This window comes from Pseudonocardia sp. ICBG1034, assembly GCF_020131375.1.
Taxonomy (GTDB): Bacteria; Actinomycetota; Actinomycetes; order Mycobacteriales; family Pseudonocardiaceae; genus Pseudonocardia; species Pseudonocardia alni.
Genome location: NZ_JAHLEK010000017.1, coordinates 879,609 through 905,393 on the forward strand (window position 1 = coordinate 879,609; position 25,785 = coordinate 905,393).

General features: G+C 74.7%; 29 protein-coding genes. 18 read left to right on the forward strand and 11 right to left on the reverse strand.

Going from position 1 to position 25,785, the window contains the following annotated elements; all coding sequences use genetic code 11:
* Positions 1-43 precede the first annotated feature (43 nt).
* On the forward strand, positions 44-748 hold the full coding sequence (locus KPF22_RS18815; protein ID WP_224402836.1) for a dienelactone hydrolase family protein: 705 nt from the start codon (positions 44-46) through the stop codon (positions 746-748).
* Positions 749-752: 4 nt separating this feature from the next.
* Here the strand turns inward: KPF22_RS18815 and KPF22_RS18820 are convergent, their stop codons facing one another.
* From KPF22_RS18820 to KPF22_RS18845, 6 genes are all read right to left on the reverse strand, one after another.
* Positions 753-1,739, reverse strand: coding sequence for an aldo/keto reductase (locus KPF22_RS18820; RefSeq protein ID WP_224402837.1), 987 nt, complete (start codon positions 1,737-1,739; stop codon positions 753-755).
* A 49-nt stretch (positions 1,740-1,788) separates the two neighbouring features.
* Positions 1,789-3,324, reverse strand: a complete 1,536-nt coding sequence (locus tag KPF22_RS18825) for an AbgT family transporter (RefSeq protein WP_208820218.1) — start codon at positions 3,322-3,324, stop codon at positions 1,789-1,791.
* Entirely contained in the window at positions 3,321-4,346 is a 1,026-nt protein-coding gene (locus KPF22_RS18830; protein ID WP_224402838.1) for a PHB depolymerase family esterase, read from the reverse strand. The genes KPF22_RS18825 and KPF22_RS18830 overlap by 4 nt, the downstream gene beginning before the upstream one ends.
* A 229-nt stretch (positions 4,347-4,575) precedes the next feature.
* Positions 4,576-5,340, reverse strand: coding sequence for a creatininase family protein (locus tag KPF22_RS18835; protein WP_224402839.1), 765 nt, complete (start codon positions 5,338-5,340; stop codon positions 4,576-4,578).
* A complete protein-coding gene (locus KPF22_RS18840) occupies positions 5,337-5,999 on the reverse strand; it encodes a FadR/GntR family transcriptional regulator (protein WP_224402840.1) in 663 nt (220 codons plus the stop codon). The genes KPF22_RS18835 and KPF22_RS18840 overlap by 4 nt, the downstream gene beginning before the upstream one ends.
* A gap of 368 nt (positions 6,000-6,367) precedes the next feature.
* A complete protein-coding gene (locus KPF22_RS18845) occupies positions 6,368-7,471 on the reverse strand; it encodes an alpha/beta fold hydrolase (protein ID WP_208820212.1) in 1,104 nt (367 codons plus the stop codon).
* An 84-nt stretch (positions 7,472-7,555) separates the two neighbouring features.
* Here KPF22_RS18845 and KPF22_RS18850 point away from each other — a divergent pair, with 84 nt between their 5' ends.
* Positions 7,556-8,704, forward strand: a complete 1,149-nt coding sequence (locus KPF22_RS18850) for an acyl-CoA dehydrogenase family protein (RefSeq protein WP_208820210.1) — start codon at positions 7,556-7,558, stop codon at positions 8,702-8,704.
* Here the strand turns inward: KPF22_RS18850 and KPF22_RS18855 are convergent.
* From KPF22_RS18855 to KPF22_RS18870, 4 genes are read right to left on the reverse strand one after another with little or no spacing between them, the layout of a single operon-like run.
* Positions 8,694-9,917, reverse strand: a complete 1,224-nt coding sequence (locus tag KPF22_RS18855; protein ID WP_224402841.1) for a PLP-dependent aspartate aminotransferase family protein — start codon at positions 9,915-9,917, stop codon at positions 8,694-8,696. The genes KPF22_RS18850 and KPF22_RS18855 overlap by 11 nt on opposite strands.
* An 8-nt stretch (positions 9,918-9,925) precedes the next feature.
* Positions 9,926-10,822 (reverse strand): ABC transporter ATP-binding protein, encoded by an 897-nt coding sequence (locus KPF22_RS18860; protein WP_224402842.1) that lies wholly within the window; start codon positions 10,820-10,822, stop codon positions 9,926-9,928.
* Entirely contained in the window at positions 10,819-11,919 is a 1,101-nt protein-coding gene (locus KPF22_RS18865) for an iron chelate uptake ABC transporter family permease subunit (protein ID WP_224402843.1), read from the reverse strand. Before KPF22_RS18865 ends, KPF22_RS18860 begins: the two co-directional genes overlap by 4 nt.
* A complete protein-coding gene (locus tag KPF22_RS18870) occupies positions 11,916-12,971 on the reverse strand; it encodes an iron ABC transporter permease (RefSeq protein WP_224402844.1) in 1,056 nt (351 codons plus the stop codon). The genes KPF22_RS18865 and KPF22_RS18870 overlap by 4 nt, the downstream gene beginning before the upstream one ends.
* Positions 12,972-13,102: 131 nt before the next feature.
* On the opposite strand from KPF22_RS18870, the gene KPF22_RS18875 reads away from it, so the two are divergent.
* The 16 genes from KPF22_RS18875 to KPF22_RS18950 all read left to right on the forward strand — a co-directional run bounded on the left by KPF22_RS18875 (position 13,103) and on the right by KPF22_RS18950 (position 25,578).
* Positions 13,103-13,825, forward strand: coding sequence for a dihydrofolate reductase family protein (locus KPF22_RS18875; RefSeq protein ID WP_224402845.1), 723 nt, complete (start codon positions 13,103-13,105; stop codon positions 13,823-13,825).
* Between the two features lie 98 nt (positions 13,826-13,923).
* On the forward strand, positions 13,924-14,418 hold the full coding sequence (locus KPF22_RS18880) for an Asp23/Gls24 family envelope stress response protein (protein WP_224402846.1): 495 nt from the start codon (positions 13,924-13,926) through the stop codon (positions 14,416-14,418).
* Between the two features lie 2 nt (positions 14,419-14,420).
* Positions 14,421-14,801, forward strand: a complete 381-nt coding sequence (locus KPF22_RS18885) for a hypothetical protein (RefSeq protein WP_224402847.1) — start codon at positions 14,421-14,423, stop codon at positions 14,799-14,801.
* Between the two features lie 18 nt (positions 14,802-14,819).
* Positions 14,820-15,167 (forward strand): hypothetical protein, encoded by a 348-nt coding sequence (locus tag KPF22_RS18890; protein WP_224402848.1) that lies wholly within the window; start codon positions 14,820-14,822, stop codon positions 15,165-15,167.
* Positions 15,164-15,340 carry a hypothetical protein gene (locus KPF22_RS18895; RefSeq protein ID WP_167410056.1) on the forward strand — a complete coding sequence of 59 codons (177 nt, stop codon included), beginning with the start codon at positions 15,164-15,166 and terminating at the stop codon, positions 15,338-15,340. Before KPF22_RS18890 ends, KPF22_RS18895 begins: the two co-directional genes overlap by 4 nt.
* On the forward strand, positions 15,337-15,765 hold the full coding sequence (locus KPF22_RS18900) for an Asp23/Gls24 family envelope stress response protein (protein WP_208820199.1): 429 nt from the start codon (positions 15,337-15,339) through the stop codon (positions 15,763-15,765). Before KPF22_RS18895 ends, KPF22_RS18900 begins: the two co-directional genes overlap by 4 nt.
* Positions 15,766-15,808: 43 nt before the next feature.
* Entirely contained in the window at positions 15,809-16,357 is a 549-nt protein-coding gene (locus tag KPF22_RS18905; RefSeq protein WP_208820197.1) for a DUF6286 domain-containing protein, read from the forward strand.
* Positions 16,357-17,034: an alkaline shock response membrane anchor protein AmaP gene (locus KPF22_RS18910; RefSeq protein WP_208820195.1), complete on the forward strand. Its 678-nt coding sequence runs from the start codon at positions 16,357-16,359 to the stop codon at positions 17,032-17,034. The genes KPF22_RS18905 and KPF22_RS18910 overlap by 1 nt, the downstream gene beginning before the upstream one ends.
* A 67-nt stretch (positions 17,035-17,101) precedes the next feature.
* Positions 17,102-17,854, forward strand: a complete 753-nt coding sequence (locus KPF22_RS18915) for a 3-hydroxybutyrate dehydrogenase (RefSeq protein ID WP_178375173.1) — start codon at positions 17,102-17,104, stop codon at positions 17,852-17,854.
* A gap of 53 nt (positions 17,855-17,907) precedes the next feature.
* Positions 17,908-19,488, forward strand: coding sequence for an alpha/beta hydrolase (locus KPF22_RS18920; protein ID WP_208820190.1), 1,581 nt, complete (start codon positions 17,908-17,910; stop codon positions 19,486-19,488).
* 410 nt (positions 19,489-19,898) lie between these two features.
* Positions 19,899-20,582, forward strand: coding sequence for an ABC transporter permease (locus KPF22_RS18925; protein ID WP_208820188.1), 684 nt, complete (start codon positions 19,899-19,901; stop codon positions 20,580-20,582).
* A gap of 13 nt (positions 20,583-20,595) precedes the next feature.
* Positions 20,596-21,648: an ABC transporter ATP-binding protein gene (locus tag KPF22_RS18930; protein ID WP_062402403.1), complete on the forward strand. Its 1,053-nt coding sequence runs from the start codon at positions 20,596-20,598 to the stop codon at positions 21,646-21,648.
* Entirely contained in the window at positions 21,645-22,451 is an 807-nt protein-coding gene (locus KPF22_RS18935; RefSeq protein ID WP_208820186.1) for an ABC transporter permease, read from the forward strand. The genes KPF22_RS18930 and KPF22_RS18935 overlap by 4 nt, the downstream gene beginning before the upstream one ends.
* Before the next feature lie 55 nt (positions 22,452-22,506).
* Positions 22,507-23,478 (forward strand): glycine betaine ABC transporter substrate-binding protein, encoded by a 972-nt coding sequence (locus tag KPF22_RS18940; protein ID WP_224402849.1) that lies wholly within the window; start codon positions 22,507-22,509, stop codon positions 23,476-23,478.
* Between the two features lie 159 nt (positions 23,479-23,637).
* Complete coding sequence (locus KPF22_RS18945) at positions 23,638-24,612, forward strand: glycine betaine ABC transporter substrate-binding protein (RefSeq protein WP_224402850.1); 975 nt, start codon at positions 23,638-23,640, stop codon at positions 24,610-24,612.
* A 3-nt stretch (positions 24,613-24,615) separates the two neighbouring features.
* Complete coding sequence (locus KPF22_RS18950) at positions 24,616-25,578, forward strand: ATP-dependent DNA ligase (RefSeq protein ID WP_208820183.1); 963 nt, start codon at positions 24,616-24,618, stop codon at positions 25,576-25,578.
* On the opposite strand, the gene KPF22_RS18955 is transcribed toward KPF22_RS18950, so the two are convergent.
* Positions 25,579-25,773, reverse strand: coding sequence for a hypothetical protein (locus tag KPF22_RS18955; RefSeq protein WP_062402385.1), 195 nt, complete (start codon positions 25,771-25,773; stop codon positions 25,579-25,581).
* Positions 25,774-25,785: the final 12 nt, after the last annotated feature.

The following is a 25,785-nucleotide window of genomic DNA, read 5'->3' on the forward strand; positions in this document are numbered from 1 at the left end:
TCCCGGCGGGCGGTACCGGCACCGTCGTGATGTCATCGCGCCCGTGGCACACACCAACGAGAACCCCGCGCAGAACGTCACCTTCCCCTCCGGCGGCGGCACCGCGCACGGCTACCTGGCCCTGCCCGAGTCCGGGGCCGGACCCGGTCTGATCGTCATCCAGGAGTGGTGGGGCCTGACCGACCACATCGTGGATGTGACGAACCGGTTCGCCGCCGAGGGCTTCGTCGCACTCGCCCCCGACCTCTACGGCGGGCGCACCACCCACGACTCCGACGAGGCCGGGAAGCTCATGGGCGAGCTGCCCGTGAACGGCGCGGCGACCGACCTGGCCGGGGCCGTGGAGTTCCTGCTCGGGCGCGACGACGTCACCTCCTCGGCCGTCGGCGCGGTCGGCTTCTGCATGGGCGGCGGCTTCGTGCTGGTCCTCGCCGCGCAGCAGGGCGACAAGGTCGCGGCCGCCGTGCCCTTCTACGGGGTGCTCAAGGAGGACTACCCGTCGTTCGCGAACCTGACCGCGGCCGTGCAGGGCCACTTCGGGGCCGAGGACACCATGGCCCCGCCGGACGCGGTGGAGTCCCTCGCCGACCGCATCCAGGCCGAGTCCGGCACCCGCCCGGAGTTCCTGCAGTACCCGGCCGGGCACGCGTTCTTCAACGACGAGAACCACATGGGCACCTACGACGCCGAGCAGGCGGAGATCGCGTGGACCCGCGCGACGCAGTTCCTGCGCGAGCACGTCAAGTAGCGGCTCAGCGGGAGCGCAGCAGCTCCCGGGCCACGGCGGGCAGCGTGGCGGGACCGGTGCGCAGCCGGACCCGCTGCGCGGCCGCGGTGAGACCGACGTACTCGTCGGAGGTCAGCACGATGTCCGCCGCGGCCACGTTGGACTCCAGCTGCGCCACGCTCGACGCACCGGGGATCGCCACCGTGTTCGGGTGGTACACCACCCACGCCAGCGCGACCTGCGACGGCGTCGCGTCGTGGGCGGAGGCGACGTCGCGCAGGGCGTCGGTGAGCGGGGCGAGGGCGGCCAGGTTCTCCGGCAGCCACTCCGGCTTGCTGCGGCGCACCGCGTTGGTGGGCCGGTGGCCGGCGTCGTACCGGCCGGTGAGCAGGCCCTGGGCGAGCGGGCTGTAGGCCATCACGATGCGGCCGTGCGCGGCGGCGTGCGGGACGAGGGCCGCGACGGGCCTGCGGCGCAGAAGGCTGAACTCGACCTGGTTGGACAGCACGGGTCCGCCGAGCGCCTCCTCCGCGGCCAGCCAGCGGTCCAGCGTGTACGACGACACGCCGGCGTCGCGGACCAGCCCGGTCCGCTGCAGCCCGGCCATCCCGCGCATCGCCGACGCGTCGCCGACCAGCGGGTGCGGCTTGTGCACCTGGTAGAGGTCGATCTCGGTCACCCCGAGCCGGGCGGCGGAGGCGGCCGCGCGGTGCCGCAGCACCGGGCCCAGGGGCAGGACCGGGAAGAACTTCGTCGCGATCACGACGTCGTCGCGCCACCCGGGGCCACCGCAGGCGCGCAGCGCGTCGCCGAGGATCCGTTCGCTGCGCAGCGGGCCGTAGAGCTCCGCGGTGTCGAACACGGTGACGCCCAGCTCGCGGGCGCGGGCGACGATCCGCCCGGCCTCCAGCGCGTCGCCGTAGCCCCACTCGCTCGTGCCGAACTGCCAGGTGCCCAGGCCCATCACCGACCAGCGTCGTGGGCCGGGACCGGGACCGTCGAGGTAGCGCACCTGCGCCAGTGTCCCCGACCGTCCCGGTCCCCGCCCCGCGTCCGTCCCCTCAGCGGACCGGGGCCCCCGGGCCCAGCGGGATCCCCAGTGCCCACCAGGCGAAGAACAGCAGCGTCCAGACCGCCGTCATGGCGACGGCCAGGGGCAGCGTGTACGACGCGAGCGTCCCGATGCCCGCGTCCTTGCGGTACCGCTGCAGGAACCCCAGCGCCATCACGAAGTACGGACTCATCGGGGTGATCGCCGTCGAGCCGGAGTCGGCGATCCGGAACAGCGCCTGGGTGGTCTCCGGCGGCACCTCGACCAGCATCAGCATCGGCACGATCACCGGCGCCGCGATCGACCACATCGCCGTCCCGCTGGTGACCATCACGTTCACCACGGTGAGCACGGCCAGCACCATCAGGAACACGACCGGGATCGGGACGCCGGTGGTGCGCAGCGCGTCCGCGGCGACGACGGCGAGCACGTCCCCGACGTGGGTCCAGTCGAAGTAGGCCAGGAACTGGGCGATCGCGAAGAACAGCGCCAGGACGGGGGCCATCTGCCGGATCCCGTCGGCCATCAGCCTCGGGACGTCGGCGGCGGTGGCGATCGTCCCGACCGCGCGGCCGAAGACGGTGCCGAGCAGGCCGAACAGCAGCGCGATGACCGCGCCGATGCCCTCGACCAGCGGGGACTCGACGATCGAGCCGTTCTCCCCGCGCAGCGGGGACCACTCCGGCGCCACGACCGCGACGAGCAGCACCGCACCACCCAGCAGCACCCAGCCGGCGCGGCGCAGGCCGGACCGCTCGGCCGCGGACAGGCTCAGCCCGGCGACGTCGTCGTCGGGGGCGTCGGGGTCGGGGTCCAGGTCGGGCCGCTTGGCCAGGACGACCCGGGTGACCAGCGTGATCACCAGCGCGAGGACGACCGAGGAGGCGATGTTGAAGAACCAGTTGCCGACCGGGGTCACCACGGCCGCCGGGTCCACGATCCGGGCCGCGGCGGTGGTGATGCCGGCGAAGATCGCGTCGTTCGGGGTGGGGACCGGGCTGGCGTCGTAGCCGGAGGCGATGGCGGTGTAGGCGACGACGATCCCGAGGATCGGCGACCGGCCGACCGCCCGGAACGCGAGCCCGCCCAGCGGCACCAGGATCACGTACGCCGCGGCCGAGGCGACGTGGGCGACGGTCCCGGCGAACGCGACCGCGAACACCACCAGCGACGCGGGCACCCGGGCGACCCCGGCCCGCATGGCCGCGGCGAGCAGCCCGCTGCGCTCGGCAACCGCGACGCCCATGATCACCGTGACGATGGTGGCCATCGGCGGGAACTGCGCGAAGTTGTCGATCATCGACGAGACGGCCATCGCGAGGCCGTCGCCGGAGAGCAGGTTCCGCACCGCGACGGGCTCGCCGTCGGGGGCGACGACGGCGACGCCCGCCGCCGCCAGCCCGGCGCTGACCACGGCGAGGATCGCCGACAGCACCCAGAACAGCCAGAACGGGTGCGGCAGTGCGTTCCCGACCCGTTCGACGACGGCCATCGCCCGCACGAGTCGGGGCAGCTCCCGGTCCCGGGTGGCGGCGGGGGTGCTCATCGCGGTCCCCCGAGGCCGAAGAAGTCCCCGACCAGCGCGGTGGCGCGGACCGTCTGCGTGGTGACGCCGCCGCCGGAGTAGGCGGTCGCGCCCGGCCAGGTGTGGCCGCCGCCGTCGACGGCGACGTGCTGCACCCGGGCGCCGTCGCGGCAGCCGCGCCAGGTCGCGATGGTCACGTCGGGCTCGATCCGGCGGGTCTGCGGGCGGGCCCGGCAGCCGTCGCGGGCGACCCATTCGGCGACCTTCGCCGGGATCGCGGGCAGGCCGCGCTCGGCGTCGCCGGTGTAGGGGATGGTGGCGTCGCCCGTGCCGTGCACGAACAACGCCGGGACCGGACGGCCGGGCCGGCACGGCGGTTCGCCGTCGCGGTAGTAGGCGCCCGCGACCGGGGCGATCGCGGCGATCCGGTCGGACATCCGGCAGGCCAGGATCTCGGTGAAGCCGCCGCCGTTGGACTTGCCGGTGGCGAAGACCCGGCCGGGGTCGACGCAGAGGCCGGCCTCGAGGCCGTCGAGGAGGTCACCGGTGAAGGCGACGTCGTCGACGCCCGGCGCCGAGTACGGGGCGCCCTGCCAGGACCGCTTCCCCTCACCGCCGGGGACCCCGTCGGGGTAGGCGACGACGGCGGGCAGCCCGGACAGGCCGGAGAAGTCCTCGGTGGTGGCGCCGTCGTTGCCGCGGCCGTGGAAGACCAGGACCACCGGGGTGGGCCGGTCGGAGCGGTAGCCCTCGGGCAGGTGGACGCGCACGGTGCGGGCCAGGCCGCCGCTGTCCACGGTGCGGACGGCGGTGGTGCCCGGTGCCTGCGGCGGGGTGAGGCCGCAGCCGGGGCTCCGCGCTCCGGGCGGGCCGCCCGCCGGTCCGGCCGCAGCGCCGGGGCCGGCAGGTCCGTCGGGAGCGCCGGGACCGGCGGGTCCGGCCGGCGACCCGGATGCGGTCGGGACCACGGCGGCGTCGGACGGTGTCGGGGCGACGGCGGCGCCGGTGGTCAGGGCGGCCGCGGCCAGGCAGGCCGCCGCCACGGCACGCAGGCGGCGTCCCCCGCCACGTCGCGTCGCGCCCCCGGTCGGGCGTCCCGGAACGGACGGTGTCGCTGCGGACGGTCTCGGTGCGGACATGGGGTTCCCTTCGGACGGCGTCGTCGACGGCCGGTGCTGTGGCCCCGCCCGGGTCGCGGGCAGGGTCGTGCGACGGGGGCGCCGGGTGGCGCCACCGCGGGAGTGCTGTGGGTCCGTGCGGGTCGGAGGGGCGTCAGGCCGTGAGCCAGGCCGTGACGAAGTCGGTGATCCGGTCGACGATCGCGGCGACGATCGCCTCCCCGTGCTCCGGATCGGCCCGGCGGGGGTCGCCGAGGACCCCGTTGCCGGACAGGCGGTCGTAGGGCGCGGTGAGCGTCGGACCACCGCGCCGCCGGGCCAGTGCGCCGAAGGCGTCGAGCTCGGCGAACCGGGTGGTCCCGGCCGCGAGCCGGTCGGTGTGCACCAGGTGCGGCGCGACGGCGAGCATCTGCGCCGTCTCGGCCTGCCCGCTGTGCCCGCTGACCTCGGGCGGCCCGGCCGCGGCGACGACGTCGGCGGCCAGCGTGGTGAGCGGGCTCCAGGCGAACTGCAGGTCCGGACGGGCCGCGAGGAGGTCCTGCGCGACCGTCGCGAGGGTGGCGTCGTTCCCGCCGTGCCCCGTGACCACGCAGATCCGGCGCCAGCCGTGCCGGTACAGGCCGTCGACGTACTCGCGCACGAGCGTGGCGAACGTCGTGGTGGTCAGGCTGACCGTGCCGGCGAAGGCCAGGTGGTGCGGCGACACCCCGACCGGCAACGACGGTCCGACGACCGCGGTGCCGCCCAGTGCCTCGGCGACGCGGTCGCAGACCGCCTCGGCACGGATCAGGTCCGTCGCGAGCGGCAGCCCCGGCCCGTGCTGTTCGAAGGCCCCGGCCGGCAGCAGCACCACCGGGCTGTCGAAGACGGCGGCCGCGGCCTCGACCGTCGTCATCTCCCCCAGGCGCCGCGTGCTCACGCGCCCACCGCCGCGGCGATCGAGGCGAGGTGCTCGCGGCAGAGCCGCTCCGCCAGGTCCGGGTCGCCCCCACGGACGGCCTCGAGCAGCGCGACGTGCTCGGCGTGGTCGCGCTCGCGGTCGTCGTAGCGGTGCCGGATCTCGACCTGGTCGCGCGCCCGGATGTGCAGCAGCGCCTCCACCGTCTCCCGGAGCAGCGCGTTGCCGCTGGTCGCGGCCAGTGCGACGTGGAAGTGCACCGCCGGGCGGAGATCGCCGACCGGCGGGTGCAGGGCGTTGGTGACGCTCTCCGAGAGCAGCGCGAGCCCGGCGGGGTCGCGCTCCCGGGCCGCGGCAGCCGCGATCGGCGGCTCCAGGACGAGCCGGGCGCGGATGAGCTCGTGCACGCCGTCGGGGGTCCGGGACGGCCGGTGCGGGTTGGCGAGCAGCCGCCGCCCGACCCCGGCGCCGACGTAGGTGCCCGAGCCGTGCCGGAACTCGACGGCCCCGGTGGCCTCCAGGCGTCGCAGCGCCTCGCGGACGGTCGGGGTGGTGACCTCGAACCGCCGCGCCAGGTCGCGGGAGGACGCGAGCTGGTCCCCCGGGCCGAGGTTCCCGGTCCGGATGATGTCCATGATGTCGTCGGCCAGGCGCTCCGACAGCGTCTCCCCTGCGGTCATAAAGTGACTAAATCACTTAGAGACATGACCGGTCAACCCTCCCCCACCGTCCCGTCCCGCCACCTCCGGACGGTGGTGATCACGAATCCGCGCGCTGATCCGCGGGGCGCGCGCGTCCGGACGCACGCGGAACGCGGATCACCGCGCGCACCCCGGATCACCGCGCGCACCCCGGATCACCGCGCGCACCCCGGATCACCGCGCGCACCCCGGATCACCGCGCGCACCCCGGATCACCGCGCGCACCCCGGATCACCGCGCGCACCCCGGATCACCGCGCGCACCCCGGATCACCGCGCGCACCCCGGATCACCGCGCGGACCGGGCCGCCCAGGCGGCAGGGGCGGCAGGGGTCGGACCGGCCCCGGTCAGGCCCCGGCGGCGGCCGGGCCGTCGGCGACGTCGGGGGTGTCCGCGGCGGCGTCCCAGTCGGCCAGGGCCCGGTCGAGCTCGGGCCAGGTCGTGTCCCGGGCCCGGCGCCCGGTCAGCACGCCCAGGTGCCCGCCCGGTGAGGTCGTGAACCGCACCTCCGGGCTGCCGGTCAGCAGCGGCACGCCGGCGCGCACCGCCCGCAGCGGGGCGATGACGTCGTCCCGCCCGGCGACGACGAGCACCGGCACCCCGACGTCGGACAGCTCCACGTCCCGCCCGCCCAGGCGCAGTCCGCCGTCGGCGAGGTCGTTGCTGCGCAGCAACAGGTGGAAGATCTGCCCGAACACCCGGCCCGGGTAGCCGTGCATGTTGCTCATCAGGTGGTCGACGGCCTCGATCTGGGCCAGGCAGTCCCGGTCGTCGATCCGCGACGCGATCGCCAGCGGCTTGGTGACGAGCTTGTCCACCGCGGTCAGCTGGAACGCCCAGCTCACCATCGGCGCCGGGAAGCTGCCGACGCCCCGGTAGATCGAGGAGATGAGCCGGCCACCGGTGATCTGCGCGAGCGGCCGGATCGGCGCCACCAGCGGCACCCGGGAGATGTCGACCGGGGTGCCGATCGCGGCGACCGAGCGCACCGGCAGCGGGTCGCGCGCCTGCACCGCGGCGGCGACGGTGAGCAGGGCGAAGATCCCGCCGAGCGACCAGGCGACGAGGTGCACCTCGTCGTCGGTCTCCTCGGCGACCCGGCGGATCGTGTCGGGCAGCAGCTCGTCGACCCAGCTCTCGATGCCCAGGGTCCGGTCGGAGAACGACTTGGGGCCGTAGTCGATCAGGTAGACGGTCCGGCCCTGCTGCAGCAGGTGCTCCACCAGCGAGCAGCCGCGACGCAGATCGTAGGCGAAGTCCGGGGCGCCCAGCGGCGGCACGAGCAGCACCGGTGCACCGCCGGAGGGGTCCACACCGGACAGCGGGCGGTACCGGAACAGGATGCCCTGCGGCGAGCCGACCACCGCGTCGCGCGGCATCCGTCGCAGGTCGGCGAGGTGACCGACCACGGCCCGGTCCCACACGTTGGCGACGGCGTCCACGAGATCCACGGCCGCACCCTACCGGCACGCACGGGTCACCGACGGCCCGTGAGGACGACCGGAGTTACCGGCGGGTATGTGAGACTGCCGGGCATGCAGCGCGAGATCTTCGACGACGAACACGACGCGTTCCGGGACCTGTGCCGGACCTTCATCGCGAAGGAGGTCACCCCGCACCACGAGCAGTGGGAGGAGAACGGTCAGGTCGACCGCTCGGTGTGGACCGCCGCGGGCGCGGCCGGCCTGCTGGGCACCGCGGTGCCCGAGGAGTACGGCGGCGGCGGGGTCGACGACTTCCGCTACAACGCGATCCTGGCCGAGGAGATCGTCGCCGCCGGGGCCAGCGGGATCGGCTTCCCGCTGCACAACGACGTGGTGCAGCCCTACCTGCTGCGCCTGTGCACCGACGAGCAGAAGCAGCGCTGGCTGCCCGGGTTCTGCAGTGGTGAGCTGATCACCGCGATCGCCATGACCGAGCCCGGCACCGGCTCGGACCTGCAGGGCATCGCCACCAACGCCAAGCAGGACGCGAACGGCGACTGGATCCTCAACGGCTCCAAGACCTTCATCACCAACGGCATCCTCGCCGACCTGGTGATCGTCGTCGCCAAGACCGACCCGGACGCCAAGCACCTCGGCTTCACCCTGTTCGTGGTGGAGCGCGGGATGGAGGGGTTCGAGCGCGGCCGCCGTCTGAAGAAGGTCGGCATGAAGGCCCAGGACACCGCGGAGCTGAGCTTCACCGACGTCCGGGTGCCCGACGCGAACCGGCTCGGCGAGGTCGGCCAGGGCTTCATCTACCTCATGCAGAACCTCGCCCAGGAGCGGCTGTCGATCGCCGTCGCCTCGGTGGCCGGCGCCGAGGCCGCGGTGCGGATGACGCTGGAGTACACCAAGGAGCGCACGGCCTTCGGCCGCCCGGTGGCGAACTTCCAGAACACCCGCTTCGAGCTCGCCGAGATGGACACCGAGGTCTCCATCGCCCGGGTCTTCGTGGACCGCTGCATCACCGAGCACAACGGCGAGGGCGAGCTGTCGGTGCCCGACGCGGCGAAGGCCAAGTGGTGGTGCTCGGACCTGCAGAACCGCGTCGTCGACCGCTGCGTGCAGCTGCACGGCGGCTACGGCTACATGCTCGAGTACCCGATCGCCCGCGCGTTCGTGGACTCCCGCGTGCAGGCGATCTACGGCGGCACGAACGAGATCATGAAGGAGATCGTCGGCCGGTCGCTCATCGGCTGACGGGAGCTCCCGCACCGTCCAGGGCCCGCGCGATGTCGGCGACGAGATCGCGCGGGTCCTCCAGCCCCACCGACAGGCGCAGGAGCCCGAGACGGCGGAACTCCGGTGGGAAGTGCGCCGCCCGGCCGTCGCCACCCGCCCCGACGTGCACGATCAGCGACTCGTCGTGGCCCAGCGACACCGCCGAGGTGATCACCCGCAGGCCCGCGACGAAGCGGTTCTGCCGCTCCGGCGGCCCGTCCAGGGCGAAGGCGAGCATGCCGCCGTACCCGCCGTCGAGGGTGCGGGTCGCGAGCGCGTGCTGCGGGTGCGACGCCAGCCCCGGGTAGGCGACGTAGGCGACCTCCGGGCGGGACTCCAGGTACTCCGCGACCTGCTGGGCGCCGGCGCAGTGCGCGCGCATCCGCATCGGCAGGGTCACCGCGCCGCGGGCGATCAGCCAGGCGTTGAACGGGCTGATCACTCCCCCGGCGTCGACCATCGCGTCGGCGCGGATCCGCTCGACCAGCTCGCGGCGGCCCAGCACGGCGCCGCCCATCGCGTCGCCGTGGCCGTTGACGTACTTGGTCAGCGAGTGCACGACGAGGTCCGCGCCCCGCTCCAGCGGCCGTTGCAGCACCGGGGTGGCGAAGGTGGCGTCCACGCTGAGCAGGGCACCCGCCTCGTGTGCGACGCCGGCGACGGCGTCGACGTCGGTGATCCGGGTCGTCGGGTTCGCCGGCGTCTCGACGTGCACCAGCCGGGTCTCGGGGCGGACCGCGGCACGCACCGCCTCCGGGTCGCTGGAGTCGACCAGCGTCGCGGTGATCCCCCACCGCTCGGGCAGCAGCTCGGTCAGCAGCCGGTGGGTGGCGACGTAGGTGACGTCGGAGCTGACGACGTGGTCACCGGAGCGCAGGAACGTGAAGAACACCGCGTGCAGCGCCGCGACCCCCGAGGCGAGCGCGACCGCCGCGCAGCCGCCCGGGGACACCCCGTGCGGGTCCTCCAGGGCGACGAGCTTGTCCTCCAGCCAGCCCTGGTTCGCCCCGCCGTTGCGGGTGTAGAGCCGGGTCGCGGTGCCCGACCAGTCCAGCTCGGAGGGGTCCTCGGGCAGCGCGTAGGAGTTGGCCGCGACGATCGGTCGCCGGATCGCGCCGGTGCCGGGATCGACGTCGTTGCCCGCGTGCACCGCGCGGGTGGCGAGGAAGGGCGGTCGGTCGCCGGAGGTCACGCCGGAGATCATGCCTCGGCGATCGGCTCCGGGGCGCGCAGCGACGGACCCGCGTCCGGCACGACCAGCGGGGTGCCGGTCACCGGGTCGGGCAGCACCCGGGCGCGCAGCCCGAACACGTCGGCCAGCAGCTCCTCGGTGACGACCTCGGAGGGCGACCCCGCCGCGACGATCCGGCCGTCCTTCATCGCGACGAGCCGGTCGGCGTAGCGGGCGGCCAGGTTGAGGTCGTGCAGCACCATGACCACGGTGCGGCCCGCCTCGGACTGCAGCCGCCGCACCAGCTCCAGCACGTCGACCTGGTGGGCCAGGTCGAGGAAGGTGGTCGGCTCGTCGAGCAGCAGCAGGTCGGTCTCCTGAGCCAGGGCCATCGAGATCCAGGCCCGCTGGCGCTGGCCGCCGGACAGCTCGTCGACCGGGCGCTCGGCGAGATCGGACAGGCCCGTCCAGGTCAGCGCCTCGGCGACGGCGCGCTCGTCGTCCGAGGACCACTGCCGGTACCAGGCCTGGTGCGGGTGCCGCCCGCGGGCGACGAGGTCGCCGACGGTCAGCCCCTCGGGCGCCAGCGGCGACTGCGGCAGGATCCCCAGGACCCGGGCGACCTCCTTGGTCGGGGTGCGGTCGATCCGCTTGCCGTCGAGCAGCACCTGACCGGTCCGGGCGGGCAGCAGCCGCCCCAGCGCGCGCAGCACGGTGGACTTGCCGCAGCCGTTCGGGCCGATGACGGTGGTGACCGCGCCGGGCAGCACCTCCAGGTCGAGCCCGTCGACGATGGTGCGGTCGCCGTAGCCGAGCGTGACCTGCTCGGCCGACAGCCGGACCACACCGGGACGGACGGGGTCGCCCGCCGTCGTCGTCCGGGAGGTGGTGGCCTCCGCGACGCTGATGTCCTCGACGGTGCTCATCGACGGGCCTCCTGGCGGGTGCGGGCGAGCAGGTACAGCAGGAACGGGGCGCCGAGCACCGCGGTCACGATGCCGACCGGGAGCTCGACCGACCCCAGTGCGGTGCGGGCGATCAGGTCGGACAGCACGGTCAGTGCCGCGCCCAGCACGAGCGAGACCCCGATCGGCGGGGTCCCGACCCGGCAGAGCCGGCGCGCGATCTGCGGGGTGACCAGCGCGATGAAGGCGATCGGGCCGGCGGCCGCGGTCGCGACCGAGGCGAGCCCGACGGAGACGAGCAGCAGCGCGGTGCGGGCGCCGTTCACCCGCACGCCGAGGCCGCGGGCGGTGTCGTCGTCGAAGCGCAGGGCGCCGAGCAGGTGCACCAGGGCCAGCGCCGCGGGCACGAGCACCAGCATGGAGATCGACAGCGGGACGACCTCGTTCCAGCTGCGCGCGTTCAGGCTGCCGTTGAGCCAGACCTGGGCCTGGGCGGCCTGGTAGATCTGGGCGACGGTCAGCAGCCACTGCACCGCGGCGACGAGCACGGCCTGGATGCCGATGCCGATCAGCACGAGCCGGAAGCCCTGGATGCCCTTGCGCCAGGCCAGGACGTACACCGCGACCGACGACACGAGCCCGCCGATCAGGGCGGCGAGCGGGATGCCGAGGGAGGCGAAGGCGCCGCCGACCCCGGCCACGCCGCCCCCGAGCACGATGACGAACACCGCCGCCGCGCTGGCGCCCCACTGGACACCGATGATGTCCGGGCTCGCGAGGGGGTTGCGGGCGACCGACTGCAGGATCGCGCCGGAGACGGCGAGCGCGCCGCCGACCAGCGCACCGACCAGGGTGCGCGGGAGCCGCAGCTCGAGCACGACGAGCTGCTGACCGGCGTCGCCACCGCCGAACAGCGTCGCCAGCACGTCGGTGATCGCGATCGGGTAGTCGCCGCGGCCCATGTTGACCGCGGCGGCGAGCACCAGCGCGACGGCACAGGCGAGCAGCACGACCGCGGTGCGGACGCGCAGCACGCCGGAGAAGCGGCCCGCGCGGACGGCGCGGCGGCCGGGGACGGCCACCGTGCTCGGCGGGCCGGGTTCGGTCACGGTGCTCACACGGCCCCCAGCTTGCGACGGCGCACGAGCGCGATGAAGAACGGCCCGCCGATCAGCGCGACCACGATGCCGACCTGCAGCTCACCGGGGCGGGCCACCACCCGTCCGACGACGTCGGCGAGCAGCAGCAGCACCGCCCCGGCGAGCCCGGAGGCGGGCAGCAGCCAGCGGTGGTCGGGCCCGGTGAACACCCGCACGACGTGCGGCACGATCAGTCCGAGGAACACGATCGGCCCGCAGGCGGCGGTGGCCGCCCCCGCGAGCAGCGTGATCGCGACGACGCCGACGACCCGGGTCCGGCGGACCGAGTGCCCCAGCGAGGTGGCGACGTCGTCGCCGAGGGAGAGCGCGTTGAGGGCGGGCGCGCTGGCCAGCGCCAGCGCCGTGCCCGCGAGGATGAACCACACCACCTGGCCGCCGACCGCGGCGTCGCGCCCGGCGAGCGATCCGACCACCCAGAACCGGTAGGCGTCGAGGCTGGTCTCGTCGAGCAGCACCACCGAGGACGTGCCCGCCTGCAGCAGGAAGCTGACGGCGGCACCGGCGAGGGCCAGCGACACCGGGGTGGCGCCGCCGGGTGCCCGGGTGCCGATCACGAACACCACGACGCTGGCGACCAGCGCCCCGGCGAAGGCGAACCAGACGTAGCCGAACAGCGTGCTGACACCGAAGACGTAGATGCCGATGACGACGAAGAACGCCGCACCCGCGTTGACGCCCAGCAGGCCGGGATCGCCGAGCGGGTTGCGGGTGAAGCCCTGCACGAGCGCGCCGGCCAGGCCGAGCGCGATCCCGACCAGTACCCCGAGCAGGGTGCGCGGGATCCGCAGGGAACGGATGACCACGTCGTTCTCGCTGCCGGTCGGGGCGACCAGCGCGGAGAACACCTCGTTCACCGGGATGACCTTGGTCCCGATCGCGATGCTGGCGAGTACCGCGAGCAGCAGCGCCGTGGTCAGCGCGGCGAGGCCGAGCAGCCGCCTGCGCCGGAGCGACCGCCGAGGGGGCGACGGCTGTTCCACCGACGGTGGTCGGACGCGGATCGCGTTCACCTTGCTCGTGGCCCCCTGCTCGACCGGATGGCCCCACCCGTCCGGTGCGGCTCCGCTCACCATAAGTGAGGCTGCCCTACGACAGAACACCCCCGTGCGTCACGTCGCCCGCGCGGCGGGATGCTCGGGCGGTGCCCGTCGAGCCCTCCGCGTCCGGTCCCCCGCCCGTCCGACCGCGGGTCACCGCGGTCATGGTCAGCTCCGCCGACGGGGCCGTGACGGCGGGCGGAGCGGGGTCCGGCGGCCTGTCCACCCCGGCCGACCGCGACCTGTTCCGCGCCCTGCGACGGTCGGCCGACTGCGTTCTCGTCGGGGCGGGCACCGCGCGGGACGAGGACTACCGGGGCGTCCGGCCACGCCGTCCCGGGCCGGACGGGCGGCCGCCCGGGCCGCCCCCGCCGGTCGTCGTCGTGAGCGGGTCGGCCGGGCTGGACCCGGGTGCGCGGCTGTTCACCGACACCGTCACGGCGCCGGTCGTGCTGACCACGGCCGCCGCCCCCGCGGACCGGCGCGCCGCGCTGGGCGCCGCGGGGGCCGAGGTCGTGCTGCTCGACGACCTCTCCCCCGCCGCGCTGCTCGCCGCGCTCGCCCGCCGCGGCCACACCTCCGTGCTGTGCGAGGGCGGGCCGACCCTGCTCGGCGCGCTGGTCGGGGCCGACGTCGTCGACGAGCTGCGTCTCACCCTGGTCCCGGTGCTGGTCGGGGGCCCGGAGGGACGGATCGCGACCGGGCCGCGGTCCCTGCCCGTACCGCGCGCGCTGCACCTGGCAGGCCACGAGGCGGCCGCCGACGGGACCCTGCTGCTGCACTACGTCCGCGCCGCCCCCGGGACCCCGGCTCCGCCGAACGAGTGAACCACCGTGAGGGAGGGCCACGGACGGGCATCCCACGGGGGACACCACACGCACCGCGGCGGGCCCCCACCCGGGGCCGGCCCGTGAGAGGAGCACCGATGACCTCCGGCACCCCGACCACCACCCCGGCCACCACCCCGGGCGCGGCCCCCGCGGGACGCCTCGCCGACGGCACCGGCCAGGGCCGCACCACCATCGCCGCGTCCGTCGTCCAGAAGATCGCCGGCATCGCCGCGCGCGAGGTCTCCGGCGTGTACTCGATGGGCTCCGGCGCGTCCCGCGCCTTCGGTGCGCTGCGCGAGCGCATCCCCGGCGGCGGCACCAGCGGCGCGTCCACCGTCGCGGGTGTGGCCGTCGAGGTCGGCGAGAAGCAGGCCGCGGTCGACCTGGACGTCGTCGTCGAGTACGGCGTCGCCATCGCCGACCTGGCCTCCGCGGTCCGCCGCAACGTCGTCGGCGCCGTCGAGCGGATGACCGGGCTGGAGGTCATCGAGGTCAACATCTCGGTGAACGACATCCACCTGGCCGGCGAGGACGACAACCGCGACGAGGCCCCGGTGGCTCCCGCCCCGACCGGCCGCGTCGTGGAGTGACGGTGCCCGAGCCGACCCCGCCCGGCGCCCGGTCCCCCGCCGCCGTCGTCACCGGTCCGCCCGGTGCGGCGGAGGTCGCCGCGCAGCGGCGCCGGGAACCGGCACCGGCCGCGCTGGCCGAGCTGGTCGCCGAGGCCGTCGTCGCGCACCCGTCGGTGGTGCGGCTCGACGGCGGCGCCTTCGGGACCGTCGCGACCTGGCTGTCCGGGCGGCGGCTGGTCGGCGTGCTCGTCGGCCGTACCGACGAACCGGTCGAGATCGGGGTGGTGCTGCGTCTGGACCGGCCGATCCCGGCTACCGTCGCGGCGCTGCGGGCATCCCTCGCGCCGTTGGTCGACGGGGCCCCCGTCGACGTGACGGTCGCGGACGTGGAGGTCCCCTGAGGTGGAGGTGGGTACGGGATGGACGAGCCGGATCCCGGCGGGCACGGGGGCCTGACCCCCGCGCAGCGGTCGGCCTACCGCTCGTTCGTCCGTACCCACCACCCCGACCGCGGCGGTGACCCCGAGGTCTTCCGCGCCGGGCTGGCCCGCTTCCGCGCGATGGCGTCCGGGCGGGACGCCGGCCGGACGCCCGACCCGGACGACCGCCGCTACGACGCGCCGATCGAGATCGTGCCCGACCTGCCGCTGCCGACCCGGGTCCTGGTGGCCCTGATCCGCACCGTCCGACGTCGCACGCACCCCCGGGTCGACCGGCCCGGCCGGCACACCCACCGCTCCACCCGTCCCGGAGAGGACATCCCATGAACGCCACCCAGACCGGCCTGCTCGCAGGCCTCCTGCTGGGAGTCGCCGGTGCCACCGGCGGCTTCCTCGCCTTCGTCATCACCCTGGTGCTCGGCATCATCGGCCTGGTCGTCGGCCGCCTCCTCGACGGCGAGCTGGACCTGTCCGGCCTCGGCCGGGGCCGCGACCGGTGAGCACCCTCCCCGACCCCGCCGAGCGCGGTGTCCTGGAGATCGACCCGGCGGTGCTGCGCAAGATCGTCGAGTACGCCGCGGACACCGCCCCGGCCACCCGGCACCGCGCCCGGCGGGTCGCCGGGCTCGACGTCGGCGAGTCCGGGCCGACCGCACGGGTGACCCGCCGGCCCGGTCCGGCACGGGGCACGGTCGGGGCCGCCGTCGGCGCCGCGACCGGCGACGCCGGTGAGGTCGACGTCCGGCTGCGGCTCACCCTGGCCCACCCCGGGTCGGTGCGGGCCGCCGTCGCCGACGTCCGGGAGCGGATCGACGCCGACCTCCGTCGCACCACCGGGCACCGGCTGCGCGGCCTGACCGTCGAGGTCGAGGCCCTCCGGCCGGAGGACGCCCGGCCGCGCCCGGACTCCCCGCGCGTGCAGTAGAACCGTCGGATCCTGAACGAGTCGGAAGAGGGAGGCCGGGCCCGTGCGTGTCCTGCTCCGCGTTCTCGCGCCGCTGCTGAGCCTGGTGGTGGCCGCGATCGGCGCGCTCGTCGTCGTCGAGGTGGTGGCCGCCTGGATCGGCCGGGTCTCCGGCGCCGGGCTGCTCGTCCCCTGGCGGGACTGGCGCACCACCGTCCAGAACACCCTGTGGACCGCCCAGCCGGTGCTCTGGATCGCCGTGGGGGTGATCGTCGCCGGGGCCGCGCTCCTGCTCGTCGGGCTGCTCGCCCGCCGCCACGACGTCGCCCTCGACGCGCCGTCGCCCGGGCTCACCGTCGCCACCGCGCCGCGGGTGCTGGCCCGGCTCGTCGGCACCCGGGTCCGGGCCGCGGACCCGGTCACCGCGGCGTCGGTGACCGCGTCGGCCCGGTCGGTCGTGGTGAACGCCCGTGGCCGCGGCGACACCGACGCGCTGCGCGAGGCGGCCCGCGGTGCCGCCTCCGGCGTCCTCGACGCGCTGCCCCTCGCGCGGCGCCCGCGCCTGACCGTGCGTGCCACCCCGGAGCAGCCGGGCTCGAAGGGAGTGCAGTGATGGCCGACGCCGTGACCTCGACGGGGAGCACGCCGGGGACCTCCGGCCCGAACCCGCGCCGCGCCGCCCGGACCGCGCGGCGCGCCCAGTACCGCTCCGCGGGCGGCGCCCGCGGCGGGCTCGTCCTGCTCGGCGTGGTGCTGCTCGCCGTCGGCGTGCTCACCGTGCTGCTGGTGACCGGGGTCTTCGGGCGGGGCCGCCCGCAGCGCCCGCTGCTCGACCCGGTGGTCGAGCAGTTCCTGCTGGCCAACGGCACCGCCGCCCGCCTGGTCGCGATCCTGGCCGGTCTCGTGCTGGTGCTGCTCGGGGTCTGGTGGACCGCGCGGTCGCTGCGCCCGGAGAGCCGGCCGGACCTGGTCCTGGACGGCGGCCCGGACACCGAGATCCGGATCGGCGCCTCCGCCGCGGCCGACGCCGTCGCCGACGGGGCCGCCACACTGCCCGGGGTGACCCGGGCCCGCGCCCGGATGGTCGGCAGCACCTCCGCGCCCGCGGTGCGCGCCACCGTGTGGGTCGGCGAGGACGTCGCCGACGGGGAGGTCAGCGAGATCTGCCGCCGCCTCGACGCCGAGATCCTGCCCGGGATCCGCGACGCGCTGGGCATGGCGGACCTGCCCGTCGCGGTGCGCCTGGAGCTGGACGCGGCCCGCCGCGACGACCGCCCGCGGGTCTCCTGACCCACCGGCCGGGTCCGTGACCCGGCTCACAGGAGCCGGACCGGTCGACGACCGTACGGTCGTCGGCATGAGCGCAGTGCTGGACGGCAGGACGGCCCTCGTCACCGGGGCGGGCAGCGGGATCGGGGCCGCCGTGGCCCGCAGGCTCGTCGCCGACGGGGCGAGGGTGTACGCGGTGGACCTCGCCGAGGACCGGGTGGCCCCACTGGCCGCCCAGAGCGACCTGGTCACGCCGCTGGGCTGCGACCTGTCCGACCTCGACGCCGTGGAGCAGCTGCCCACCGACGTCGACATCCTGGTCAACAACGCCGGCCGCCAGCACGTCTCGCGGCTGGAGGAGTTCGACCCGGAGATGTTCTCGAACATCCTGCGCCTGATGCTGGAGTCGCCGTTCCGGCTGATCCGCCGGTCGCTGCCGCACATGTACGCCCGTGGCTGGGGGCGGGTCGTGAACATCTCGTCCGCGCACGGCCTGCGGGCCTCGCCGTACAAGTCCGCCTACGTCTCGGCCAAGCACGGCCTGGAGGGCCTGTCGAAGGTCACCGCACTGGAGGGCGCCGAGCACGGCGTGACCAGCAACTGCATCAACCCCGCCTACGTGCGCACGCCGCTGGTCGAGGCGCAGATCGCCGACCAGGCCCGCACGCACGGGATCTCCGAGGACGAGGTCGTCACGAAGATCATGCTCACCCCGGTGGCGGTGAAGCGGCTGATCGAGCCCGCCGAGACCGCGGAGCTGGCCGCGCTGCTGTGGGGGCCGGCGTCGGCGTCGATCACCGGCACGTCGCTGTCCCAGGACGGCGGCTGGACCGCCCGGTAGGGGGTGCGGGCGCTCACCGCGGCCACACCCCGGTACGGGCATGATCGGTGCTCGTGCGGCGGTGGAGTGTGCTCGGGGTCCTGCTGCTCGCCGTACTGCTGCTCGCCGGGTGTGCGGTCGGGCCGTCGCAGCGACCGCCGGTGGCGGTGCGGGGCGAACAGCTGCCCGCCGCGCCCCCGACGTCGGCCGCGGGCCCGCCCGCCGACCCTGACCTGCTGCCCGACTCCGACCCGGTCCGCACCACCGGGTTCACCGACTGCACCGCCGACACGGCCGCGGCGCTGACCACGGCGGGCACCCCGCTGCCCGCCGGGCGCGTGCTGTCCGTCGGCTGCGCCCGGCTGACCGTGCCCGCCGACCGGGACCGTCCCGAGCTGGGCCCGGCCCGGCTCGGCCTGACCCGGGTCACGACACCCGGCGCGGCGGACGGGCGCCCGGCGCTGGTCGTGCTGGGTGACACCGGCACCGACGGGTCCGCACGGGCGGCGGTGAGCCTCGCCGCCCGGCTCCCCGCCGCCGTCCTCGACCGCTACCAGGTGATCGGCGTGGACCGCCGCGGCGCCGGGGAGGACCTGCTCGACTGCGCCCCGGTCGACGCCCGCGCCGCCCTGCTCGACGCCGGACCGGACCGCCGCGACGAGGCCGCCATGACGGCGCTGCTGGAGCGGGCCCGCGAGGTCGTGCAGGACTGCAACCTGCTGCTGTCGGGCACGGTGACCAGCTACCGCGCCGCGAGCGGAGCCGACGACCTGGAGTCGCTGCGGTCCGTGCTGGGCGCGGCCCGGCTGGACCTGCTCGCCGTCGGCGACGGTGCCGACGCGGCGGCCGCCTGGATCGGCGCCCACCCGGGCTCCGTCGGGCGGGTCGTGCTCGACGGGCCCGGTGACCCCACCCTCGACGAGCCGGCCCGGACCGAGACCACGACCGCGGCGGCGGAGAAGGCCTTCGATGCCTTCGCCGGGGCCTGCACCGCGTCGCCGACCTGCCCGCTGGGTCCCGACCCGCGCGGCTACGTCGACGAGCTCGTGTTCCGCCTGTCCCGCACCGCGCTGCCCGTCGGCGACGGCGACGCGGTCACCGCGGGCGCGACGCTGCGCGCGGTCCGGTCGGTCATGTCCCAGCCCGCGCGCTGGCCGGAGCTGCAGTCCGCGCTGGTCGCGGCCGGCGACGGCGACCCGGCGGGACTGGTCCGCATCCTCGCCCCGCTCGGGGGTCCGCAGGGCCGTTTCGACGCCACCCTGGCCACCCGCTGCAACGACAGCCGGGTGCGGGTCACCCCGGGCGAGGCCGCGGACCTGGCCGGGCAGTGGGAGCAGCGCTTCCCGCTGTTCGGGGTCGCGGCGGCGCAGGAGCTCGTGGCCTGCGGGCCGTGGCCGTCGGGCGGGCCGGTCGTCCCGGCGGCGCCGCGGGGCGCTCCCCCGCCCCCGGTCGTCGTGATCGGGACCGCGCAGGACCCGCGGTCGCCGCAGAGCGGTGCCGAGCGGACCGCCCAGCAGCTCGCGACGGGGCGGCTGGTGCGCTGGCAGGGCAGCGGGACCGGGGCCTACCCGCGCACCCCGTGCGTCACCGACGTCGTCGACCGGGCGCTGCTGACCGGCCGGGCGCCCTCCCAGCCCGTGGTCTGCCCGCCGTAACCGCGTGCTCCGGGCGGCTCACCCTGGGTAGGTCCGGACCATGGCCGGGATGCGACGAAACCGGCGCAGAAGGTCACGATTGCGTATCCGCCGTTTTCCGGGACGGTTGCGGGAACGGCGTTGTCGCCCATCCTCACCTGCGACAACGGGCGTACGAAACGTTTCCGGAATGGCTACGCCATCGTCGCGGAACGGTCCGTTCGGCTTACCGGGGCCACCGTTCTGCGGCTAGGCTCCGTCCGGCGAGCGGGAGACCGCAGGTCGCGCCCACCACACCGGTGGGCGTACGCGAACTCCCGGTCACGTCGTTCGGGTGGGTGTAACGCCGAACGGACCCGACGACGAGTGGTGCGGAAGGACCGTGCTCCTGCCCCGAGCGGCGGGCACGGACCCCGGGCGGAAGGAGCACGGTGGATTTCTTCACCTATGTCGGCACCCAGCTGAACCAGTTGGTGTTCTACGGCCAGCAGCATTTCCTGCTGGTCGCGATCTCGGTCGGAATCGCGGTCGTGATCTCGTTGGTGGCGGGCACCCTGCTGCACACCAATCGGCTGACTCCCGACTCGTGGAGCCGGCCGGTCCGGGCGGGCTCCCGCGAGGCGTTGCTGATCGTGTTCTCCGCGGCGCTGACGATCCCGTCGCTGGCGCTGTTCGGTCTGCTGCAGCCGATCCTCGGGCTCGGCGTCACGCCGTCGCTGACGGCGCTGACGATCTACGCGATCTACCCGGTGCTGCGTAACGTCGTGGCCGGGCTCTCCTCGGTCGACGACGCCGTCCTCGAGTCCGCCCGCGGGATGGGGATGGGCTCGGTCCGGCGGATGTTCACCATCCAGCTGCCGCTGGCCTGGCCGGTGATCCTCTCCGGCATCCGGGTCGCCGTCCTGATCATCATCGGTATCGCGGTCGTCGCCGGCGCCATCAACGGCCCGGGCTTCGGCTCCTCGCTCTTCCTCGGCCTGCAACGGCTGGGATCGGTCAACTCGTTCAACCAGGTTCTGGCGGCCACGCTCGGCTGCCTCGTCGTGGCTGCGGTCTACGAGGTCGTCTTCTGGATCGTGCAGCGTTTCACCACCCCGAGGGGGATCCGTGTCTGATTCCGGCAAGCCGATGATCGCTCTCGAAGGCATCAGCAAGACCTATCCGAAGTCCACCACCCCGGCCGTGCAGGAGCTCGACCTGCACGTGCCCGAGGGCACCATCTCGATGTTCATCGGGCCGTCCGGCTGCGGCAAGACGACCACGCTGAAGATGATGAACCGGCTCATCGAGCCCAGCACCGGCCGCATCCTGCTCGACGGCGACGACGTCACCGACGTCAACGCCGACGAGCTGCGCCGCCGCATCGGCTACGTCATCCAGCAGGTCGGCCTGTTCCCGCACTTCACGATCGGCGACAACATCGCCGTCGTCCCGCGGATCCTCGGCTGGGACCGCAACCGGATCACCGCCCGGGTCGACGAGCTGCTCCACCTGGTCGGGCTCGAGCCGAAGATGTACCGCGACCGCTACCCCCGCCAGCTCTCCGGCGGCCAGCAGCAGCGCGTCGGCGTCGCCCGCGGGCTCGCCGCGGACCCGTCGGTGATGCTGATGGACGAGCCGTTCGGCGCGATCGACCCGATCACCCGCGAGCGCATCCAGGACGAGTTCCTGGAGCTGCAGCAGCAGATCGCCAAGACCATCTGCTTCGTCACCCACGACCTCACCGAGGCGGTCAAGCTCGGCGACCGGATCGCGGTGTTCGGGCCCGGCGGCACGCTGCAGCAGTACGACACCCCCGACATGATCCTGACCCACCCGGCCAACGACTTCGTCGCCGAGTTCGTCGGCGCCGGCGCCGCGGTCCGACGGCTGTCGCTGCTGGAGCTGTCCCGCCTGGAGCTGCAGTCGGTCGACCTCGACGGGACCGCCGCCCGCAACGGCTCCCCCACCTACGAGGCCGACGCCGAGGGCCGCCCGGTGCGCTGGGCCTACCTGCCGGGCACCGCCGACCTGCCGAAGCTGGTGACGGTCCCGCGCACCGGCACCGTCTACGACGCCGTCGACGTCATGCTCGACTCCCAGACCGAGCTGGTCGGTGTGGTCGACGAGCAGCAGAAGCTGCAGGGCGCGCTCTGGTGGCGCGACCTGGTCGAGGGCCTCAAGACCAAGGCCGGTTCGTGAGCGCCCCCGCCACCGAGGAGACCGGCGGAGCCGCGCCGTCCGGGTCGCCCTCGGCCGAGCCGGTCGTCCGCAGGACGCGGCGGCTGGACCGGTCGCTCATCGTCAACCCGCTCATCGCCGTCGCCGGCGTGGTGCTGGTCCTGATCTACGCCGCGTCCCGGGGGCTCGACGACGTCGAGGCCTCGGTCATCAACGCGTCCTCGCTCGGGCAGCGGCTCGGCGAGCACCTGATCCTGACCGGGCTGTCCACCCTCGTCGTGATCATCGTGGCGATCCCGGCCGGCATCGCGATCAGCCGCCCGTCCGCGCGTCGCATCCAGCGTCCGATCCTGGCCTTCACCGGGTTCATGCAGGCGCTGCCCGCGTTCGGTGTGATCGTGCTGCTCGCGTTCTCCCCGCTCGGTCTCGGCCTGCCGACGGCCGTCGTCGCGCTCGCGCTGGCCGCGCTGCTGCCGGTGCTCACCAACACCGTCGTCGGTCTCCAGCAGGTCGACAAGGCGCTGATCGAGGCCTCCCGCGGCATCGGGATGTCGGCGCGGCAGACGCTGCTGCGCGTCGAGCTGCCGCTGGCGACGCCGGTCATGGTCGCCGGTGTCCGCGTCGCGCTCGTCCTGAACGTCGGCACCGCGGCCCTGGCCACCTACGTCGGCGCCGGCGGTCTCGGCGAGCCGATCAAGGGGATGCTCGAGCTCGGCCGCCCCACCGGAACCCTCGTCGCGGCGACCATCGTCGCCGCGCTGGCCCTCATCGTGGACTGGCTCGCCGGTCTCGCCGAGTACGCCGTCCGCCGCAACGCCGGCTGACGCGGGCCCCCGCTCGCCCCCGAATCCCCGCAGTACCGCATTCCCTGGAGGACACGTGAAGTTCGGACGATCCCGGCGTCTCGCCCTGACGGCGATGGCCGCCGCGGCGGCGCTCGCCCTGGCGGGCTGTGGCGGCCTGAGCGGCAGCGGCCCCTCGGCCTCGGGCGGTTCCCTGGCCCAGGCCGGCAACCTGAGCGGACAGAACTACGTCGTCGGTGGCAAGAACTTCGACGAGCAGCTGGTGCTCTGCCAGATCACCGTCGCCGCCCTCGAGTCGGCAGGCGGCAGCGTCACCGACCGCTGCAACACCGGTGGCACCGACGTCACCCGCCAGGCACTGCTGGCCGGGGACATCAACATCTACTGGGAGTACACCGGTACCGCCTGGGCGTCCTTCTTCAAGGAGACCCGCCGGATCACCGACGACAACGAGCTCTACAACCTCGTCGCCCAGCGCGACCTGGAGCAGAACAAGATCCAGTGGCTGGACAAGGCCAACTTCAACAACACCTACGCCTTCGCCATGACCGAGGCGAAGTCGCAGGAGCTCGGCATCACGACGCTGTCGCAGATGGCGGACTACATCAAGGCGGGCAAGGCGCCGGCCGGCTCGATGTGCGTGGAGACCGAGTACAACTCGCGTGACGACGGCCTGCGCGGCCTGGAGCAGACCTACGGCTTCACCGCCCAGAACCCGCAGGTCCTCGCCACCGGCGTGATCTACCAGGCGACCGCCGACAACAAGTGCCTGTTCGGCGAGGTCTTCACCACCGACGGCCGCATCCCCGGCCTGAAGCTCAAGGTCCTCGACGACGACAAGCGCTACCACGTCACCTACAACGCGGCGCCGACCATCCGGGCCGACGTCTACAACGCCAACCCCGCCGTCCGGCAGGTGCTGGCGCCGATCGCCCAGGCCCTGGACTACAACACCATCCTCGACCTGAACGGCAAGGTGTCCTCCTTCGGCCAGAACGAGCGCGACGTCGCCCGTGAGTGGCTGACCCAGAAGGGCTTCATCGGCTGAGGTGTCCCGGTACACCCACCGCGTCCCCGCCCCGGCTCCACCGGGTGCGGGGACGCGGTGTGTTCCGGGTCGATCACCGTGTGTGCGTGGGCGTTGCGCCGACGGACGGATCGTGGTCGGCTGGCCGGACCACCCATCCCCGCGAACCAGGACGATCCCGTGAGCCCCTTCCCCGGCCGCAGGCTGCGGACGCTGGTCCCGGCCCTGCTCGCCGTCGCGCTGCTGGCGGGCGGCTGCACCGGGCTCGCCGGAGGCGGGCCGCGGGCCTCCGCCGGGTCGCTCGCCCCGCGCGTCGACCTGTCCGGCCGGACCTACGTCGTCGGGTCGAAGAACTTCGACGAGCAGCAGATCCTCTGCCAGATCTCGATCGCGGCGCTGGAGTCCGCCGGGGCGTCGGTGACCGACCGGTGCAACGTCGGGGGCTCCGACGTGACCCGGCAGGCGCTGCTGTCCGGGGACATCTCGACCTACTGGGAGTACACCGGCACGGCGTGGGCGTCGTACCTGCGCGAGACCCGTCCCCTCCCCGACGACCAGGTCCTCGCCGAGCTGCGCACCCGCGACCGCGCGCAGAACGGCGTGGTGTGGCTGGACCGCGCGGGGTTCGACAACACGTACTCCTTCGTCGTCGACGGGGCGACCGCGGCGCGGCTGAACCTGAACACGATCGGCGACATGGCCGCCTACGTCCGCTCCGGTCAGCCCGGCGACGTCTGCGTCGAGACCGAGTACGCCTCCCGCGCCGACGGCCTCGCCGGGCTCCAGCGCGCCTACGGCTTCGAGCTCCCCCGCGACCGCCGCGAGACCCTCGAACAGGGTCTGATCTTCCAGTCCACCGCCGACGGCGTCTGCCTGTTCGGCGAGGTCGCCGCCACCGACGGCCGCATCCCGGCGCTGGGCCTGAAGGTCCTCACCGACGACCGCGGCTACCACATCACCTACAGCGCGGTCCCGGTCTTCCGGGCCGACGTGTTCGACCGGGCCCCGCAGGTCGCCGACCTGTTCGCCCCGATCACCGCGGCCCTGGACCAGCAGACCATGCAGCAGCTCAACGGCCGGGTCTCCGCAGGCGGGCAGAGCCCCCGTGACGTCGCGCGGGCCTGGCTGGCCGAGCGCGGGTTCATCGGGAGCTGAGCCGTGGCGCGCCGGCAGGTCGACGAGGTCCGCGACGGCGTGGAGCTCACCAGTCTCGACGCCGAGGCCTTCGACGGCGCCGGCGTCACCAAACGGGCCCTGCTCGACCACCTCGACGCCGTCGCCGCGCTGCTGCTGCCCGCGCTGGCCGACCGGCCCCTGTCGGTGGTGCGGGCCCGCCCCGGCCAGGCGCCGTTCATGCAGAAGAACCTCCCGCGCGGGGCGCCCGGCTGGATCCCGACCGTGGACGTGTGGGCGGACTCGTCGCAGCGCACCGTGCACTACCCGCTCTGCCACGACCGCCGCACGCTGCTGTGGTTCGGCAACCAGCGCGCCGTCGAGTTCCACCCGACCCTCGTGCCGCACGGTGCGACGACCACCGGCGAGCTCGTCGTCGACCTCGACCCGCCCGACGGCGCCGGCTTCGACCGGGTCGTCGCCGCCGCGCACCCGGTCCGGGCGGCGCTGGCCGAGCTGGGCCTCGCCGCCGCGGTGAAGACCAGCGGCGCGACCGGCCTGCACCTGGTGGTCCCGCTGTCGGAGCCGCTCCCGGTCGACGACGCGTTCGCCGCGACCCGCGCGGTGTGTGCCCGTGCCGCGGCGCTGGCCCCCGACGTCGCGACGACCGCGTTCATCCGGGACGACCGGGGCGGCCGGGTCTTCCTCGACCCGACGCGCGTGGGCGGCGCCACCCTCGCCGCGCCCTACAGCCCGCGGGCCCGCCCCGGCCTGCCGGTGTCGTTCCCCCTCACCTGGGACGAGCTGGACCGGGTCACGCCCGCCGACTTCACGGTGGGCACGGTGGCCGGGCTGCTCGCGGGCCGTCCGACCTGGGCGGAGCTGCGGCCCGGGCCGGCCCCGCTGCCGGAGGTCCTGCTCACCGAGGGCCGGGCGATCCCGGTGCCGCGGGTCGCGGCCATGCACGAGGGGAAGCGCCGCAAGCGCGCCCGCGAACGCGGTGAGTGATCACTCGTCGATGTCGCCGCGGGCGCGCCGGTAGATCCACCGGTCGGCGTCGGCGTGCGGACCGATCAGGACGTAGCCCCTCGGGTCCCCGCCGGGGTCGGACAGCTCGATCGTCCGCGGCGGACGGCCCGTGGCGTCGGGGTCGATGCGCACCTGCTCGCCGGCGTAGGGGCCGTCGTCGATGACCGCGTACATGGGAGACGATTG